General features: G+C 69.1%; 17 protein-coding genes and 1 pseudogene. 10 read left to right on the top strand and 8 right to left on the bottom strand.

What is annotated here, in order from left to right; all coding sequences use genetic code 11:
* The first annotated feature begins 51 nt into the window (after positions 1–51).
* The 3 genes and pseudogenes from ACT4N3_RS09975 (at position 52) to ACT4N3_RS09965 (ending at position 3,815) form a co-directional block, all read left to right on the top strand.
* Positions 52–2,730: a bifunctional [glutamine synthetase] adenylyltransferase/[glutamine synthetase]-adenylyl-L-tyrosine phosphorylase gene (locus tag ACT4N3_RS09975; protein ID WP_444855070.1), complete on the top strand. Its 2,679-nt coding sequence runs from the start codon at positions 52–54 to the stop codon at positions 2,728–2,730.
* A gap of 10 nt (positions 2,731–2,740) precedes the next feature.
* Positions 2,741–3,205: pseudogene (locus ACT4N3_RS09970) on the top strand (peroxiredoxin).
* Positions 3,165–3,815 carry a hypothetical protein gene (locus tag ACT4N3_RS09965; protein ID WP_444855069.1) on the top strand — a complete coding sequence of 217 codons (651 nt, stop codon included), beginning with the start codon at positions 3,165–3,167 and terminating at the stop codon, positions 3,813–3,815. Before ACT4N3_RS09970 ends, ACT4N3_RS09965 begins: the two are co-directional and overlap by 41 nt.
* Before the next feature lie 2 nt (positions 3,816–3,817).
* Here ACT4N3_RS09965 and ACT4N3_RS09960 read toward each other — a convergent pair whose 3' ends face one another.
* Entirely contained in the window at positions 3,818–4,204 is a 387-nt protein-coding gene (locus ACT4N3_RS09960) for a hypothetical protein (protein ID WP_444855068.1), read from the bottom strand.
* 116 nt (positions 4,205–4,320) lie between these two features.
* Between ACT4N3_RS09960 and ACT4N3_RS09955 the strand changes: the two genes are divergently transcribed.
* Positions 4,321–5,124: a ferritin-like domain-containing protein gene (locus tag ACT4N3_RS09955; protein ID WP_444855067.1), complete on the top strand. Its 804-nt coding sequence runs from the start codon at positions 4,321–4,323 to the stop codon at positions 5,122–5,124.
* A gap of 138 nt (positions 5,125–5,262) precedes the next feature.
* Positions 5,263–6,402: a M23 family metallopeptidase gene (locus ACT4N3_RS09950; RefSeq protein ID WP_444855066.1), complete on the top strand. Its 1,140-nt coding sequence runs from the start codon at positions 5,263–5,265 to the stop codon at positions 6,400–6,402.
* 80 nt (positions 6,403–6,482) lie between these two features.
* On the opposite strand, the gene ACT4N3_RS09945 is transcribed toward ACT4N3_RS09950, so the two are convergent.
* Entirely contained in the window at positions 6,483–7,070 is a 588-nt protein-coding gene (locus tag ACT4N3_RS09945; RefSeq protein ID WP_444855065.1) for a TetR/AcrR family transcriptional regulator, read from the bottom strand.
* 89 nt (positions 7,071–7,159) lie between these two features.
* Here ACT4N3_RS09945 and ACT4N3_RS09940 point away from each other — a divergent pair, with 89 nt between their 5' ends.
* Positions 7,160–7,687 carry a dihydrofolate reductase family protein gene (locus ACT4N3_RS09940; RefSeq protein ID WP_444855064.1) on the top strand — a complete coding sequence of 176 codons (528 nt, stop codon included), beginning with the start codon at positions 7,160–7,162 and terminating at the stop codon, positions 7,685–7,687.
* A gap of 12 nt (positions 7,688–7,699) precedes the next feature.
* Here ACT4N3_RS09940 and ACT4N3_RS09935 read toward each other — a convergent pair whose 3' ends face one another.
* Entirely contained in the window at positions 7,700–8,632 is a 933-nt protein-coding gene (locus ACT4N3_RS09935) for a cation diffusion facilitator family transporter (RefSeq protein ID WP_444855063.1), read from the bottom strand.
* A gap of 17 nt (positions 8,633–8,649) precedes the next feature.
* Positions 8,650–9,429, bottom strand: coding sequence for a phosphoribosylaminoimidazolesuccinocarboxamide synthase (gene purC, locus ACT4N3_RS09930; protein ID WP_444855062.1), 780 nt, complete (start codon positions 9,427–9,429; stop codon positions 8,650–8,652).
* A gap of 111 nt (positions 9,430–9,540) precedes the next feature.
* Here purC and ACT4N3_RS09925 point away from each other — a divergent pair, with 111 nt between their 5' ends.
* A complete protein-coding gene (locus tag ACT4N3_RS09925; protein ID WP_444855061.1) occupies positions 9,541–9,888 on the top strand; it encodes a hypothetical protein in 348 nt (115 codons plus the stop codon).
* On the opposite strand, the gene kynU is transcribed toward ACT4N3_RS09925, so the two are convergent.
* From kynU to ACT4N3_RS09910, 3 genes are all read right to left on the bottom strand, one after another.
* Entirely contained in the window at positions 9,881–11,107 is a 1,227-nt protein-coding gene (kynU, locus tag ACT4N3_RS09920; protein ID WP_444855060.1) for a kynureninase, read from the bottom strand. The genes ACT4N3_RS09925 and kynU overlap by 8 nt on opposite strands.
* Positions 11,104–12,027, bottom strand: coding sequence for an alpha/beta hydrolase family protein (locus ACT4N3_RS09915; protein ID WP_444855059.1), 924 nt, complete (start codon positions 12,025–12,027; stop codon positions 11,104–11,106). The genes kynU and ACT4N3_RS09915 overlap by 4 nt, the downstream gene beginning before the upstream one ends.
* Before the next feature lie 195 nt (positions 12,028–12,222).
* Complete coding sequence (locus ACT4N3_RS09910) at positions 12,223–12,417, bottom strand: hypothetical protein (RefSeq protein ID WP_444855058.1); 195 nt, start codon at positions 12,415–12,417, stop codon at positions 12,223–12,225.
* 117 nt (positions 12,418–12,534) lie between these two features.
* Between ACT4N3_RS09910 and ACT4N3_RS09905 the strand changes: the two genes are divergently transcribed.
* On the top strand, positions 12,535–13,491 hold the full coding sequence (locus tag ACT4N3_RS09905; RefSeq protein ID WP_444855057.1) for a LysR substrate-binding domain-containing protein: 957 nt from the start codon (positions 12,535–12,537) through the stop codon (positions 13,489–13,491).
* Here ACT4N3_RS09905 and ACT4N3_RS09900 read toward each other — a convergent pair.
* Positions 13,424–14,335, bottom strand: coding sequence for a hypothetical protein (locus tag ACT4N3_RS09900; RefSeq protein WP_444855056.1), 912 nt, complete (start codon positions 14,333–14,335; stop codon positions 13,424–13,426). The two genes, ACT4N3_RS09905 and ACT4N3_RS09900, sit on opposite strands and share 68 nt — an antisense overlap.
* Positions 14,336–14,432: 97 nt before the next feature.
* On the opposite strand from ACT4N3_RS09900, the gene ACT4N3_RS09895 reads away from it, so the two are divergent.
* Together ACT4N3_RS09895 and parC are read left to right on the top strand one after the other, a co-directional pair.
* Entirely contained in the window at positions 14,433–14,987 is a 555-nt protein-coding gene (locus tag ACT4N3_RS09895; RefSeq protein ID WP_444855055.1) for a hypothetical protein, read from the top strand.
* A gap of 41 nt (positions 14,988–15,028) precedes the next feature.
* On the top strand, positions 15,029–17,281 hold the full coding sequence (parC, locus tag ACT4N3_RS09890) for a DNA topoisomerase IV subunit A (RefSeq protein ID WP_444855054.1): 2,253 nt from the start codon (positions 15,029–15,031) through the stop codon (positions 17,279–17,281).
* Positions 17,282–17,308: the final 27 nt, after the last annotated feature.

Here is a 17,308-nt window from a genome sequence, read left to right as displayed (position 1 = left end):
CGTAGTTGCATCTGTTGCGTGAAAGAAACGGACCGGCGTAGGCATTGCGGCATGAATGCAACAGTCGGCCTTGTCGAAGCACTCGCCAGGGCGCGCGCGCATTCGCCTTTCCTGCGCGACCTGCTCGACCGTGGCGGGCCGGTCGCGGCGGCTTTGGAGGCGGGCAATCTCGGCCGCGCGCTGGCCGCCGCGGGGCAGGGACCGGACGGCGATGTGATGGCGGCACTCCGGCGCGAGCGATCGGCCCATGCGCTCGCGCTGGCGATCGCCGACCTTGCCGGGCTGATGCCGCTGGAAGAGGTGACGCTGGCCCTGTCGAACCTCGCCGACCGGACGCTCGACCGGGCGGTCGGCGCGGCGATCGCGGAGCGCACGCCGGATGAGGCGCAGCGTGGCTTCGCGGTGATCGCGCTCGGCAAGCTGGGCGGGCGCGAGCTCAATTATTCGTCCGACGTCGATCTCATCTATCTCTACGACCCCGAGACCCTCCCGCGTCGGTCCGCCCGCGAGGAGCCGGGCCAGGCGGCGCTCCGGATCGGCCAGCGGGTCACCGAACTGCTGCAGCAGCGAACCGCGGACGGCTATGCCTTCCGGGTCGATTTGCGCCTGCGCCCGTCGCCGGAAGTGACGCCGATCGCCCTGCCGGTCGAGGCGGCGATCTCTTATTACGAATCCTCCGCCTTGCCCTGGGAGCGCGCCGCCTTCATCCGCGCCCGGGCCGCGGCCGGCGACATGGCGCTGGGCGGGGATTTCCTCGACGCCATCCATCCCTTCGTCTGGCGGCGCAGCCTCGATTTCGGCGCTATCGAGGAGGTGCAGGCGCTCACCCGGCGCATCCGCGACCATTATGCGCAAGGGCAGGCGTTCGGCCCCGGCTACGATCTGAAGCGCGGCCGGGGCGGGATCCGCGAGATCGAGTTCTTCGCCCAGATCCACCAGCTCATCCATGGCGGAAGGGACCCGGAGCTGAGATCGGCCTCGACGGTCGCGGCGCTGGCCGCGCTGGCGGAGGCGGGTCGCGTCGCCGCCGAGGAGGCCGCCGCGCTGACCGAGGCATACCGGATTCTGCGCACGATCGAACATCGGCTCCAGATGGTCGACGACCGGCAGACCCATGCCCTGCCCGCCGATGCCGCGGCGCTCGACAATGTCGCACGGCTGCACGGCCTGGCCGGCGGCGGCGACCTGATCGCGCTGCTGCGGCCCCATGTCGAGCGGGTGGGCGCGCTTTACGACACGCTGGGCGCCGGCGGCGAGCGGCGGCTGCCGGCCAGTCCGGCGGCGCTGGAGCAGACGCTCGCGGCGGCGGGCATGGCGGACCCGGCCTTGGCGCGCCTCCGGATCGAGGGCTGGCGCGGCGGCAAGGCGCGCTCGCTGCGAACCGCCTCGGCGCGGGAGGCGTTCGAAGCGATGCTGCCGGTGCTGGTCGATGCCTTCGCCGCGGCGCCCGATCCGGCGCGAGCGATGAACCGCTTCGAGGATGTGATCGAGCGGCTGCCGTCGGGGGTCAATTTCTACCGCCTGCTCGCCGCCCGGCCCGGCCTCACCGAGCATCTCGGCGCGATCCTCAGCCACGCCCCGGCGCTGGCCGACCAGCTCGGCCGTCGCCCGGAGCTGCTCGACGGCCTGATCGACGCCCGCGCCTTCTCGGCCATGCCGCCGGTCGGCTCGCTGGCCGAGTTGTTCGGCCGCTCGGACCGGGCGGATGAGGATTATCAGCTGGTGCTCGACCGGGTGCGGCGGCGGGTGAACGAGGCGCGCTTCGCGCTGGGCGCGCAGATCGTGCTCGGCAAGAACCGGCCCGGCGATGCGGCCCAGGGCTATGCGCGGGTCGCCGAGGCCGCGATCCAGGTGCTCGCGACCGCCACCATCGCCGAGTTCGAGCGCGTGCACGGCCGCGTGCCGGCGGCGGAGCTCGCGATCCTGGCGATGGGGCGGCTCGGCGGCGGCGCGCTCACCCATGCGTCGGACCTCGATCTCATCTATCTGTTCAGCGGCGATCACGAGGCCTCGTCCGACGGGGCGAAGCCGCTCCGCGCGACCGATTATTTCAACCGGCTCGCGCCGCGGGTCAGCGCCGCGCTGAGCGTCGCCACCGCCGCCGGACCGCTTTACGAGGTGGACACAAGACTGCGGCCCTCGGGTGCCGACGGAATGCTCGCCGTCTCCATCGACACCTTCCTCGCCTATCAGCGGGCAAGCGCCTGGACCTTCGAGCATATGGCGCTCACCCGCGCGCGGCCGGTATTCGGGCCGGAGGCGGCGCTGGACATGCTGGCCGAGGGCATGGCCGCCATCCTGCGGACCCGGCGCGATCCCGTGCCGACGCGCGCCGACGCGGCGCGGATGCGCTCGGAGGTCGCCCGTCACAAGCGGCCGCGCGGCCCGCTCGACGTCAAGCTGATCGACGGCGGCCTCGTCGACCTGGAATTCGCCGTCCAGACATTGCAGCTCACGCGGCACGCGGGGCTGGTGCCGCATTTCCCGGACGCGCTGGGGGCCCTGATCGCAGTTGGACTTGTCCCGTCCGAAATGGACGCCCACTACCGGCTGCTTCACGACATGCTGGTCGTGATGCGGCTGGTCGCGCCGGATTCTGCCGAACCGCCGGCAGCCTCGCGCGCGCTGGTCGCCAAAGCGTGTGGCGCTGCCGATTGGGACGAGCTGCTTGCGCGCTACGCCGCCGCGCGGCAGAGCGTCAGGGAGCTGTGGCGCGCGGTCGCCGGCTGAGGAGGCTTCGATGCTGCAAGAAGGCGACAAGGTTCCGGACGTCGCGCTCACCGGCATGGATGGTGGCACGTTCAGCCCGGCCGATTTCGCCGGCCAGAAGTTCGTCCTCTATTTCTACCCCAAGGACGACACGACCGGCTGTACCGCCGAGGCCTAGGCGTTCACCGCTTTGGCCGAGGAATTCGAGAAGGAGGGGACCTGGATCCTCGGCGTCTCCAAGGACAGCCCGGTAAAGCACGCCAAGTTCACCGACAAATATGACCTCAAGGTCCGGCTCGCGACCGACGCGACCGGCGCGGTCTGCGAGGCCTTCGGCACCTGGGTCGAAAAATCGATGTACGGCCGCAAATATATGGGGATTGACCGGGCGACCTTCCTCGTTAACCGTGACGGCGTGATCAGCCGCATCTGGCGCAAGGTAAGGGTGCCCGGCCATGCCGAAGAGGTTCTCGCTGCGGCGGCGGCGCTCCCCTAGAATCATCTACCTGCCGGCGGAACCGGGCGCGGTCCGCCACGTTCCTCGGCGCATGGTCAGTCCCGCATCCCTGATCGCGCTCGGCGCCGGCGGCGTGGTGGCCGTGATCTTCGGCGTGTCGCTGGGCAACAGCGCGATCTCGCAGATCAACCCGCTCTATTTTCAGGGCGCCGCCTTGCATCCGCGCGATCGCGGCACGGCGGTCGATCCGAATGCGCCGACGGTGATCCCAAACCGCTACGAGCAGCTCTACGGCTTCACCCAGGGCCAGCGGGCGCGGGCGGTCGACTGCGTCGGCTGCACCTTCGCGCCGCCGGCCATGCCCACCGAAGCGGGCGTCTATGCGGCGAGCGCGCCCTATTTCGGCAGCCGAGAGGAACGGGCGCGCGACGAGGCGCGCGAGCGGCAGGCGATCGACGCCGGCTATCTGCAGCGGCTCGAGGACGCGGCGGCACGCCGCGCGGCGCTCGAGGAGGTCCGGCGCTACTCCAGCTATCGCGTGTCGGAGGACGAGGTCGTGCGCGAGCGCCCGGCCGCCGAGAATCGCGAGCGCCCCTTTTATGCCCGGAACGACGTCGTGCTGACCGACGATAGCGACGACGGGAAATAGGGTCAGCCGTTCCAGCGCTTTGCGAACGCGGCCGTGCCTGCATCGATCAGCGGCTCGATCGCGGCGCGCGCATCGTCGGCAGGAAGTCGCTGATCCAGACCAAGCGGCTGGCACCGCCCGCTTCGGGCACGATCTGCATCGACGCATTGTGGTGGGCGAAGCCTTCGGCCTGGGCCGAATAGACGATCCGGCGCGGCATCGTCCACGTCGACGATCCGCTCACGAACCTTCTGGCCATCGGCGAACGTCACCACCCGGCCGTCGCCTTCCGCCCGCGAATCCGTGAGCACGCCGGGGAACAGGCCGGCCACCGCGCCAAAGTCGCACAGCGCCGCCCACACCCAATCGTCCGCCGCATGGACGACGATCTCGCGCCGAATCGATCCCATCGCGCGCGCTTAGCCGCCCCGGGTCCGCGCACCGCACGTCATGTCGCCCGCCGTCGCAAGAATGAGGGCGAACGCCGGGCTGGCGGTTGGCGCCGGGGCGGGCCAGAGGGCAGGGCATGGGCTCGATCGCCGCCGCCTGCCGTATTGTGCTGCGCGTCGCCGAGCCGCGCGCGAAGGTGAAAACCGCCCGCGCGGTCGCGCGCGCCTGGCGGCGGGGCGAGCTCGCTCATGCGTTTGATGCGACGATGCCGGAGGCGCCGGCGCGTCCCGATCGGCCCGAACTGCTGCCGCCCAACCGGATGCCGAAGCGCGGCAAGGGCGGCTCCGAGCGTAGCCGGATCGCTTTGCTCCACGCGCTCGCCCATATCGAGTATAACGCGATCGACCTCGCCTTTGACATGGCGGGGCGGTTTGGCGCGAATATGCCGCGGACGTTCATCGACGACTGGATCGGCGTCGGTGCCGACGAGGCGATGCACTTCGCCTTGCTCGACCGCCGGCTCCGCGCCCTCGGTTCGGCTTATGGCGCGCTGCCGGCGCATGGCGGACGGTGGGAAGCGGCGGACGGGACGCGCCACGATATCGCCGCCCGGCTTGCCGTCGTGCCGATGGTGCTGGAGGCGCGCGGGCTCGACGTGACGCCGGCGACCATCGCATCGTTCGAGCGCGCCGGCGACCGGCGCTCGGCCGCGATCCTGGGGCGAATCTATCGCGACGAAATCCGGCACGTGGCCGCGGGCGTGCGCTGGTTCCGGGACGTGTGCGAATCCCGCCAGCTGTCGCCGGTTACCGTCTGGCCGGAGCTGGTGCGGCGTTATTTCCGTGGGGCGGTTAAGCCGCCGTTCAACGACTCGGCGCGCGACGAAGCCGGTCTGCCCCGCGAATGGCTGGCCGGGGTTGCCGGCTCCGGATTTGCTTAACATTCTGCCCGCAGAGTTTGGGGTGGGTAATCCGAGCGTCGTTTCGAGCGGGGCAAAGCCCAGAATTTCAACGCGGTCGCCATGCGTGACCGAGCCGGCTCCGAAAGGGGCTGACCGGGGATAATGATGACGAACGAGATGAACGTGGGTTTTGCGGGGAAGTTCCAGTCCTTTTTCCGCCCGCGCGATATTTTCCTTCATGACGGGATCAGCCTTCGCCGCCTGAAGATCGGCTCGAAGGTGCAGATGGCGGCGGTTTTCGCCGCCTTTGTTTTGCTCGCCTGGTCGACCTTCGCCACGATCGGCACGATCGCGGCCATGAACAGCGACGTCGCCCGGATGCAGGCCCAGCTGGCCAGCATGGAGCGGGACGTCGCCACCATGCGCGAGCAGACCCGCACCCATGCCGCCTTGCTGGAGCGCCGCCAGGCCTTCCTGGCCTCGATCCTCACCGGCGACGCCAATCCCGAGCAGGTCGCGGCGATGCTGCCGGCCCAGGCCGCGGCGCGCAGCCCGGCCACCGAGCCTTATGCCCGGGTCGACGCGATGCAGGCCCAGCTCGCCGAGCGCGCCCGCGGCCTCGCCACGGCGCGTTACAACCGGACCGCGCAGCAATTGCGCGGCATCGGCCTCGATCCGGCCGAGGTTGTCAGCGCCTATACCGGTATGGGCGGCCCGGAAGAGCCGGTCGCCGAGCCGGGCAATGCCGATCCCCGCTTCCGCGAGCTGTTCGCCAGCTGGCGGCGGATGGAGCAGCTTGAGCAGGCGGTGATCGCCATTCCTTCCGCCCGCCCGATCGAGCGCTCGGTCAATTTCACCAGTGGCTATGGCGTCCGTTCCGATCCGTTCAATCGCGGCGCCCGGATGCATGGCGGCATCGATCTCGCCGGTCCGCTCGGCACGCCGATCTACGCCACCGCCGATGGCATCGTCGGCCGCTCCGAATGGAACAATGGCGGCTATGGCAATCTCGTCGAGGTCAATCACGGCCAGGGCATCCAGACCCGCTACGGCCATATGTCGCGCCGCCTCGTCGAAGCCGGCACCCGCGTCCGCCGCGGTCAGCTGATCGGCCTGATGGGCTCGACTGGCCGCTCGACCGGCAGCCACCTCCATTACGAAGTCCGCATCGACGGCCGCGCCGTCAACCCGGTTCCCTTCATGCAGTCGAGCACGACTTTGGTCGCTTTGCAGCGCCGCGTCGGTGGCCAGGGCCTCGCCCCGGTCGCGATCGGCGGGCCGAACGGCGGCAGCGCGGCTCCGGCGGCGCAGCGCTAGGAGATCACCCCGTTACCTCGTGGAAAGGCCTCGCCGGCAACGGCGGGCCTTTTCTTGGGCGCGCCATGCCCGCCGGCGCCCTAAGGGCGATAGGGCGCAAGAAGATCGCGCAGCAGCACCGCCACAATGTCCGAGGCCGAGCCGGTCGCGCGGTAGGCCCAGCTGATCATGCCGCCGGCGATGAGCGCCTCGATCATCGGCGCCAGACGTTCCGGTTCGGCCTGCGGTTTCAGTTCGCCCGCGTTCCGCGCCGCGGAAAGGATCGCGACGAGCGCGGCGCGGTTGCCGTCCATCTGTCGCGCCAGCAAAGCGCGCAGCTCGGGATCGGCGAGATCCTGCTGCAGATAGGCGAGCCCCCGCTGGAACGAGGCAGGCGACCGGGCGTGCTGGCCCATGCATTCGGCATAAGCGGCGATCGCCTTGAGCGGTGAACCATGCAGTCCGAGCAGGCGCTCCGCCTCGCCGGGCCCGGCCTCCGCGCCGCTTCGCGCGAGCGCGAGAAGGAGCGCCCGCTTGGAGCCGAAACGCTGGACCAGCGCACTCGCCGTGAGGCCGGCGTCGTCGCCGATCGCCGTCAGCGTCAGTTCGGAGGGTGGAAGCCGGTCCATGGCCCGCAGGGCGGCCTCGAAAATCTGCTCGTCGCTGACGCGGCGGGGGCGGGCGCACATGGGCTTGACATTCCTAAACGATGATTTAGTAAGTTTCTACATCTCGATTCAGTAACGCGTTGGGCAATGACAGGCAAGGGAGCTTGGCTGTGCGTAAGGCAACCTATGGCGCGGCAGTGAGCCTGGACGGATTTCTCGCTGGCCCCGATGAGGCGCTCGACTGGCTGCTATGGAGCGACGATGCCAAGCGGATCAGCGCCGAAAGCTGGCGGGGCGTCGATACGATCCTGATGGGCCGCAAGACCTACGAATTCGCGGCGAAGTCCGGCGGCGGAGGCGGCGGCTCATCGAAGCTGACGACCTATATCTTCTCGCGTAAGATGACCGAAGCCCCGGACGGCGCCGAGCTCGTGGGCGAGGACGCGGCGGCATTTGTGCGCGGGCTGAAGCAGCAGCCCGGAGGCGATATCATCGTCATGGGCGGCGGGGAGCTTGGCGCGGCATTGATCGACGGCGGCGTCGTCGACGAGATCGGCCTCAACGTCCATCCGATCCTGCTCGGTGGCGGCGTGCCGATGTTCCCGCCGATGGCGCGGCGCGCCGAGCTTCGCCTCATCGAGGCCCGGCCGATCGAAAGGGGGTGTGTGTTCCTCCGCTATGCGGCGGGCAGCAGCTAGTATCCGTTGCGCTCAGTGCGCGTGGCCGGCCTGGGCGCAGTCCTCGCCGGTCTCGATCTGGAAGGTCGAATGGCCGATGCCGAAATCATGCGCGATGCCGTGCGCGCATGTGGCGAGGAAGGCGTCGCCCGGAAAGCCGCCCGGCATGACGAGATGGGCGGTCAGCGCATATTCGGTGGTGCTCATCGGCCAGATATGAAGGTCGTGGATGCGCGCCACGCCGGGCAATGCGGCGAGATGCCCCTCGACCTCATCCGGATCGATCGAACGCGGCACGCCAGCCAGCGCCATCGTCACCGATTCGCGCAAGAGATCGACCGAGGCGACGAGGATGATCGCGGCGACGATCAGGCTGGCGACCGGATCGACCCAGACCCAGCCGGTGGTCAGGATCAGCAGGCCGGCGCCGACGACGCCGGCGGAGACCAAAGCGTCGGCGAGCATGTGGAGATAGGCGCCGCGGATGTTGAGGTCGGCCTTGCGCCCGCGCGCGAACATCAAGGCGGTCGCGCCGTTGACGAGAATGCCGATCGCGGCAACCGCCATCACCGTGCCGGCCTCAACGACGTCGGGAATGAGCAGCCGGACGACGGCGTGATAGGCGATGAAGGCGACCGCGACGATCAGGATGACGGCGTTGGCCAATGCGGCGAGGATGGTCGCGGCGCGAAAGCCGTAGCTGAACCGCCGCGACGCCGGCCGGCGGGCAAGCGCCGCGCCGATCCAGGCGACGACCAGCCCGAGCACGTCCGACAGATTGTGGCCGGCGTCGGCGAGCAGGGCCATCGAATTGGCCCAGAAGCCGTAAGCGGTCTCGATCGCGACGAAGCCGAGATTGAGCGCGATGCCGGCCGCGAATGCCCAGGAGAAATCGGCCGGCGGCGTGTGATGATGGTGGCCGCCGGGGCCGTGGTGATGATCGCCGTGCGAATGAGCGTGCGCCACGGCTCAGCCCTCGCGCGTCACTTGCCCCGCTTCGCCCGGTGCTGCTCCAGGTCGAGCACCATATTGGCGTCGTCCCCCTTCAGCAGGCCGAGCCGGCGGGCGACCTCCTGATAGGCCTCGGCCTCGCCGCCGAGGTCGCGGCGGAAGCGGTCCTTGTCGAGCTTCTCGCCCGATTCCATGTCCCAGAGGCGGCAGCCGTCGGGGCTGATCTCGTCGGCAAGGATGATCCGGGCAAACTCATTCTCCCAGATCCGGCCAAATTCCAGCTTGAAATCGACGAGGCGGATGCCGATCCCCGCGAACAGCCCGCAGAGGAAATCGTTCACCCTTATCGCCATGTCGGCGATCTCGGTCATCTCGTCCTGGGTCGCCCAGCCGAAGGCGGCGATATGCTCGTCGGCGATCATCGGATCGCCGAGCGCGTCGTCCTTGTAAAAATATTCGAGGATCGTGCGCGGCAGCTGGGTGCCTTCCTCCAGCCCGAGCCGGGTCGAGATCGTGCCGGCGGCGACATTGCGGACCACCACCTCGATCGGGATGATCTCGACCTGGCGGATCAATTGCTCGCGCATGTTGAGGCGGCGGATGAAATGGGTCGGGATGCCGAGCTGGCCGAGCAGGGTGAAGATATGCTCGGAAATGCGGTTGTTGAGCACGCCCTTGCCGGCGATCGAGCCCTTCTTCTGGGCGTTGAACGCGGTCGCGTCGTCCTTGAAATACTGGATCAGGGTGCCGGGCTCCGGCCCCTCGTAGAGGATCTTGGCCTTGCCTTCATAGACGAGTCGGCGGCGGGACATCAGCGAGCCTCCGGCTGCGGGGTGGCGAGGGAAGCGGCTCTATACGGGAGGCGCGGTGCCAGGGCAAACGCCGCCGCTTGCGATCCTGGGCGACAGGCGGCAGGGCGGGACATGCGCCGCGAAACCATCATGCGCCTGATTTTCTGGGTCGCGCTCGTCGTCGCGCTCGGCTTTGCGCTCAACCCCCGGTCGCCGCATTTCGAGGGCGCGCCGGGCGACAAGGTCCAGCATATCATCGCCTTCCTCGTGCTGACCGCGATGGCGGTGGCGGCTTATCCGCGCGCGCGGCGCTGGGCGCAGGCGCTGGCGCTGTCGGGATTCGGGGCGCTGATCGAATTCCTGCAGATGATCCCGATCCTGCACCGCAGCTCGGAGTTCATGGACTGGGTGGCGGACAGCGGGGCGGTGCTCGCCGTGCTCGCGCTGGCCGCGACCCTGCGCTGGCCGCGGGTCAGGTGACCTTGCCGCGCACCGCGAAGGCCGGATCGCGCCAGCGGGCTTCGCCCATGATGTCGCCGAGGATGTCGACCGCGCGCCAGATATCGGCAAAACCGAGATAGAGCGGCGTCAGGCCGAGCCGGAGGACGTCCGGCGAGCGGAAATCGCCGATCACGCCCTCGGCGATCAAGGCCTGGCAAATCTCGAACGCATGCGGATGGGCGAAGGAGATGTGGCTGCCGCGCAGTTCCGGCTCCTGCGGCGTGATGCAGGTGAAGTCGGGGCAACGCTCGGCCATCAGCGCGCGGAACAGGTCGAACAAGGCCACCGACTTGGCCCAGACCGCGTCCATCGCGACGCCGCGATAGGCGTCGAGCGCCGCTTCCAGCGCCGCGATGCCGAGGATCGGCGGCGTGCCGACCAGGAAGCGGTCGAGGCCGGGGGCGGGGCGATAGTCGTCGTCGAAGGCGAAGGGCGCTTCATGGCCCATCCAGCCGCGCAGCGCCGGCATCAGCCGCTCCTGCAGATGTTCGGCGACGTAGAGGAAGGCCGGCGCGCCGGGCCCGCCATTGAGATATTTGTAGCCGCAGCCGACCGCGAGCTCGACGCCGTCGCGGCCCAAATCGAGCGGCACCGCGCCGGCGCTGTGGCTCAAGTCCCAGAGCGTCAGCGCGCCGGTGTCGCGGGCGCGGGCGGTGAGTCCGGCCATGTCGAAGCGGGCACCGGTCCGGTAATGGACATGGGTGAGCAGGAGCAGGCTGGTGCCCGGGCCGATCGCGCCCTCGACCTCGTCGCGCGCCCGCGCTTCGAACCGTCTCCCCAGCAAATTGGCGGCCCCCTCGGCGACATAAAGGTCGGTGCGGAAATTGCCGGCCTCGGTCAGGATGACGGATCGTTCGGGCGCCAGCGCGGCGGCGGCGGTGACGAGCTTGAACAGATTCACGGTCGTCGAGTCGGCGACGATCACCTCATGCGGCTTCGCCCCGATCAGCGGCGCGATCATCGCCCCGACGCGCTGCGGCGCGCCGATCCAGTCGCGGGCGTTCCAGCCGCGGATCAGGTCGCCGCCCCATTCCTCGCTGACCACGGCCGCGACGCGTTCGGCCACGCCTTTCGGCAACGGGCCGAGCGAATTGCCGTCGAGATAGATGACGCCCTCCGGCAGGTCGAAGCGGCCGCGCAGGTTGAGCAAAGGATCGGCGGCGTCGCGCGCCTCGGCGTCGGCGAGGGTGACGCTCACCGGCGCCAGGCCCGGCGGATCTCCTCGACCGCGGCGGCCCAGGCGGCGGTTTCGGGCGCGACCAGCTCGACATGGCCCGTCGCGTCGATCATCCGCACCCGGACATCGTCGCCCGCCGCCCGCATCGGCCGCGCATAGCCTTCGGCATAAGTCGTCGGGATGATCCGGTCCTGCATGCCGTTGATCAGTATCTGCGGGACGCCGAGCGGGGCGAGGCGCGGAACGGACGTGTCGGTGAAGGGGTCGCGCCGCCCGGGCAGCGCGTTGCCGACGAGCCGGATAACCACCTCGTTGCCGCAACCATTGCGGGAGCGGGCGGCCTCCTCGAGGTCGGGCAGGCCGCCGAGGCTGATCACCGAACGGATCGGCAGGGGATTGGCGGTGCGCAGCGGCGAGCCAGCGGGAAGCCGGCGCCGTCCGGCAAGCCAGAGCGCGAGATGGCCGCCGGCGCTGTGGCCGATCGCGACCAGGCGGGAGATGTCGAGCCGGTGGCGCGCCGCATTCGTGCGCAACGCATCCGCCGCCGCCGCCGCGTCCTCGAAGGTGCCGGGATAGCCGCCGCCGCGATCGACGCCGCGATAGTCGATGTTCCACACCGCATAGCCGTGCCGCGTGAGATCGTCGGCGATCCAGTTCATGATCGTCCGGTCGGCGATCTCCGTCTGCCAGCAGCCGCCATGGACCATCAACACGGTGGGGTGCGGCCCTCGGCCTTCGGGCAGCCAAAGGTCGACGACCTGGAGCGGGTCCGCGCCGTATGAGATGGTCGTGGATGGAGAGGGACGCGCGCGACCCAGCAGATCGGGCCAGGTCAGCAGGCGGCCGGGCGCGGAAGGTGAGGGAGGCTGGGCGTCACTGTTCATCGCGAAGGCGGCTAGCCCCGCAAAGAGCGGCAGCGCAATGGCTTTGAGGCCGATCACGCTGCCGCTCATGCACCGGCGACGCGGGGAGGGCAATCAGGGCAGGGAGCGGGCCCCTAGCAGCCCTTCGCGTCGCGGCGCCAGGGCGCGCTGAACTGCATGCGATTCAGCACGCGGAGGGAGAAGGACACTTCGCGCCAGAAGCGGGCGAGAGGTGAAAGCCTGTTGGTCATGACAGTCTCCTGAAGCAACGCGTCAGGCCGCGGTGCCGTTGAAGGTGAGGGTGGTGATCGCCGCCGACAGGATCAAAGCGGCGAGGTGGGCGATGGTGCCGTCCCAGGAGAGGAAGCGGCTGAGGCGGGCGCCGAGGGCGTCGAGGCCGCGGCCGAGATCGGCCGAGAAGGCCTCGTGATTGTCGACCCAATCGCGGCTGAACATTTCGTCACGCATGGCGGGCTCCTTTCGTGTCTTTCGCTTGGTTCTCGATGCCCGTGATGTGCGCTCTCCGGACGTTTTCCGCCAACCAAAGTCTCGACATCGGTGATTAAACTGGCTTATGAATGCGCGATGCGCCAATTGCCGCCCCTCACCGCCGTGCGCGTGTTCGAATCCGCCGCGCGTCACGAGAATTTCACCAAGGCCGCGGCCGAGCTGGGGATGACCCAGGCGGCGGTCAGCTATCAAATAAAACTATTGGAAGAACGGCTGAACGTGTCCCTGTTCCGGCGCGAGAAAAGGCGCGTGGCGCTGACCGATCCGGGGCGAAGAGTGGCGACGGAGGTCGGCCGCGCCTTCGACACGCTGGACGGCGCCTTCGCGTCGCTCCGGGCGGAGGACGAGAAGGCGCTGAACATCACCACCTCCTATACATTCGCCAACACCTGGTTCGCCTGGCGGCTCGGCGCGTTCCAAATGGCCAACCCGGAAATGGCGGTCCGCCTGCTGACCGACGACGGGCTTGCCGATTTCGCCGGCGAGGAGGTCGATATCGGGGTGCGCACCGGCATGGGCGAATGGCCGGGCCTGTGCGCCGACCTGCTGTTCCAGGTCTTCTTCACGCCGATGTGCAGCCCGGCCTTCCTCGAACGCCACGGCGGTTCGCTCACCCCGGAAGACCTCCTGAAGGTTCCCCGGATCGGGCCGGAGGATCCGTGGTGGGCGGTGTGGCTGCGCGATGCCGGGGTGACGATCCCGGACGAGACGCCGCGCGGCATCCGCCTCGGCTACCAGGCGCATGAGGGCCATGCCGCGATGGCGGGGCAGGGAATGGCGATGCTCACCCCCTTCTTCTGGCGCAACGATATCGCCGAGGGGCGGCTGGTCTGCCCGTTCGACCAGCTTTCGTCGCGCGGCTGGGGCTATTGGCTCGTTTACGCCGAGCAGCGGCGCAACGTCCCCAAGATCAAGCGCTTCCGCGACTGGCTGCTCGCCGAGGTCCGGCGCGACCTCGCCGCGCTCAAGCCAATGATGCCGGCGTCGATGCTGGAGGTTCACCGCCATCCGTCGCGGGCGTCGGCCGCCTGAACCAGCGCCGCCGGACGAAGGCAACCAGCGCCCAGACGATGAGGCCCGCCGCCACCCAGGGCAGCAGCGTGATCAGGATCACCAGCAGCAGGGTGCCGCCGTAGAGGAAGCCGTTGACGGCGCGGTCGAGCGCGACGCTGAGCGACGGCCGCTGCTCGCCCGGCGCGAACTGGCCGGAGCCGTAGTTGAACGTCATCGGCGTCGTCGCCAGCATTTCCTCCTGATCGGCCCGCACATTCTGAGCGTTGTCGATCTGGGCGCGCAGATCGCGCATCTCGGCCTCAATCCGCGCCCGTTCGTCGGGCGGGAGATCGCCGCGGCCGAGCTGCGCTTCGAGCCCGCGCAATTCCTCGCGCATCTGCGCGAGATCGCGGCTGGTGCGCTGGACGCCGACATCTTCGCCGGTGATCAGGCTCTCGGTCAGCATCCCTTCCGCCTGGGTGACGGCTTCGACGCCGGCGCGGCCGAAGCGGCGGGCGATGGCGGGATCGAGCTGGAAACTCAGCATCGCCTCGACGTCGTTCTCGCCGACGACGCGGTAGAGCATGCCGGTGATCCGGCAGCGGCGGACGCCGAGCGCCTCGCAGGTCGCGGCGTGGCGCTCCTGCACCGCGGCGATCCGCTCGGCCGGGAGGCGGAAGGAATAGCGATAGTTGAAGGCGACGCCCGGCGCGGCGGTGGGGGAGACATCGGGCCCGGCCTGCCGCGACTCGGCCGCCGGCGCTGTCGCGTTGCCGCCTTCATATCGCGGCGCGCGCATCGAGGGGGAGGGCGCTTCCGATCGCTGTGGCGCCTGCCCGCAGGCGGCAAGACCCAGAGCGGCGAAACAGACGACCCGGCGCATGGCGGCCTCCTCTATGTAACAATGTAACGCTACCAGTTTGGTAGAGAATTGCAAGAGCCGTCTCGCGAAGTCCGCGAGCGGCTGTTAGGTTGCGCCGATGAAACGGCTCCTCCTGGTCGCGGCTCTGGCCATTACGATGATGCCGCCGCTCCGCGCGCAACCTGCCGCGGCGCCGTCCGATGCGCCCTTCACCTGCCTGTTCGAGGGCGTGACCGCCGCGCAACGCGCGCTTGCCGGCCCGGCCGCGTCGCAGCGCCTGACCGATGCACCCGCCGACGGCGAGCAACGGGGCGGCACGGCGCTCGATGCGATCCTGGCCGCCCTGCCGCGCTGCGCCGACGCCGGCCGCTGGACGGCGACCCAGCGCGATATGGCGCAGCATTACGTCCTCGCCCAGCTGGGGCGCGAGGACATGCGCCGCCGCTACGCCGCCCAGAATGTCGACCTGTCCTTCCTCGACGGCGGTATGGTGGCGGCCGGCGGCTCGCCGCCGTCGTTCGAGCAGCTGGTCGCCCGGGTTCGGGCTCAGGGCGTGACCGGCCAGCGGCCGGACAGAGCCGAGGACATCGTCTTCATCTATCTCGAAATGGCCGGGCAGGCCGAGGCGATGAAATCGATGTTCGCCGATCGCAATCTCAACGGGCGGCGCTGATCCCGCTCGCCTCGCCGAATCCGCGCTGCTAACGCTTTTCCATGAGTGACGAATTCGACGCCGTCGTCGATCATCCTTTCGACGACGCGCTCTCCCAGCGTTATCTGGTCTATGCCCTCTCGACGATCACCGCCCGGTCGCTCCCCGATCTGCGCGACGGGCTGAAGCCGGTCCACCGCCGGCTGCTCTGGGCGATGCGGCTGCTGCGGCTCGATCCCGCCTCGGCCTACAAGAAATGCGCCCGCGTCGTCGGCGACGTGATCGGCAAATACCACCCGCATGGCGATCAATCGGTCTATGACGCGATGGTCCGCCTCGCCCAGGACTTCTCGCTCCGCTATCCGCTCGTCGACGGCCAGGGCAATTTCGGCAATGTCGATGGCGATAATGCCGCGGCGATGCGTTACACCGAGGCGCGGCTGACCGCGGCGGCCGGCGAGCTGATGGCCGGCCTCGACGAGGGCACGGTCGATTTTCGCCCCACCTATAATGGCGAGGAGGAGGAGCCGGAGGTCTTCCCTGGCCTGTTCCCCAACCTGCTCGCCAACGGCGCCAGCGGCATCGCGGTGGGCATGGCGACCAGCATCCCGCCGCACAATGTCAGCGAGCTTATCGACGCCGCCTTCCTGCTGATCGACGAAAAGGAACGGGTCGCGCCGGTTTCGACCGAGCAATTGCTGGAGTGCGTGAAGGGGCCGGACTTCCCGACCGGCGGCGTGGTCGTCGATCCCCCCGAAGTGATCCGCGCCGCTTATGAAAGCGGCAAGGGCGCGTTCCGCGTGCGGGCGCGGTGGAGCATCGAGAAGGGGTCGCAGGGCAGCTGGACGATTGTCGTCACCGAAATCCCCTATCAGGTCGCCAAAGGGAAACTGATCGAGCAGATCGCGGCGCTGATCGGCGAGAGGAAGCTGCCGATCCTCGCCGACGTCCGCGACGAATCCGCCGAGGAGATGCGGATCGTGCTGGAGCCGCGCAGCCGCGCCGTCGATCCGGGCGTGCTGATGGACAGCCTGTTCAGGCTGACCGACCTCGAGGCGCGGGTGCCCTTGAACCTCAATGTGCTGGACGCGGACCGCGTGCCGCGGGTGCTGGGGCTGAAGGCGGTGCTGCGGCAATGGCTGAAGTTCCAGATCGCGGTGCTGGTCCGCCGCTCGGAGCATCGGCTCGCCAGGATCGCCGAGCGGCTGGAGCTGGTCGAAGGCTATATCCTCGCCTTCCTCAACCTCGACCGGGTGATCGAGATCATCCGCACCGAGGACGAGCCCAAGCCGGTGATGACCGCCGAATTCGGCCTCACCGACCGCCAGGCCGAGGCGATCCTCAACATGCGGCTGCGCCAGTTGCGGCGGCTGGAGGAGATGCAGCTCAGGAAGGAGCAGGCGGATCTCGAGGCGGAGCGGCGCGATCTCGAAACGCTGGTCGGCTCGGACCAGTTGCAGAAGAGTCGCCTCAAACGGGACCTCAAGGCGCTCAAGTCGCGCTACGGCGAATGGACCGCGATCGGCGCCCGCCGCACCGGCATCGAGGAAGCGGCGCCGGCGCGGGAGATCCCGCTGGAGGCGATGATCGAGCGCGAGCCGGTTACCGTCATCCTGTCGCAGCGCGGCTGGATCCGGGCGATGAAGGGTCATGTCGAAGCCGGCGAGGCGGCGGGCCTGAAGTTCAAGGAAGGCGATGCCCTCGCTTTGCCGCTGCTCCACGCCCACACCACCGACAAGATCCTGATCGCCTCTTCGGACGGGCGTTTCTACACGCTGGCCGCCGATCGCCTCCCCGGCGGACGCGGCTTCGGCGAGCCGGTCAAGGCTATGATCGACATCGAAGGGGAGGGGAATGTCGTCGCCTTGCTCCGCGCCGGCGCGGCGGAAAAACTGCTGCTCGCCTCTTCGGACGGGCGCGGCTTCCTCACCCCGTCGGCGGGCGCGGTCGCCGAAACGCGCAAGGGCAAGCAGGTGGTCAATCTGCGGGCGGGGCAAAAGCTCAAGGTCGTGCGTCCGCTTGCGCCGGACGACGATTGGGTGGCGGTCATCGGCGACAACCGCAAGCTCGTCGCCTTTCCGATCGAGGACAATCTACCCGAAATGGGCCGCGGCCAGGGCGTTCAGCTGCAGCGCTACCGGCAGGGCGGCCTCTCCGATGCGACCGGCTTCAACCTCGCTGCGGGCCTGTCCTGGCGACAAGGCGGCGAGAGCGGCCGGACCCGCACGGAAAGCGAGATGAAGCTGTGGCAGACCGCCCGCGCCGCCGCCGGCCGGCCGGCGCCCATCGGCTTTCCACGCGACAACCGGTTCTGAATGCTGCCATCCGCCGATTTCTCAACG

The organism is Sphingosinicella sp. (genome assembly GCF_052388015.1).
Taxonomy (GTDB): domain Bacteria; phylum Pseudomonadota; class Alphaproteobacteria; order Sphingomonadales; family Sphingomonadaceae; genus Allosphingosinicella.
Note: the sequence above shows the minus strand (reverse complement) of the source record. Positions and strands in the feature narration are given on the sequence as shown.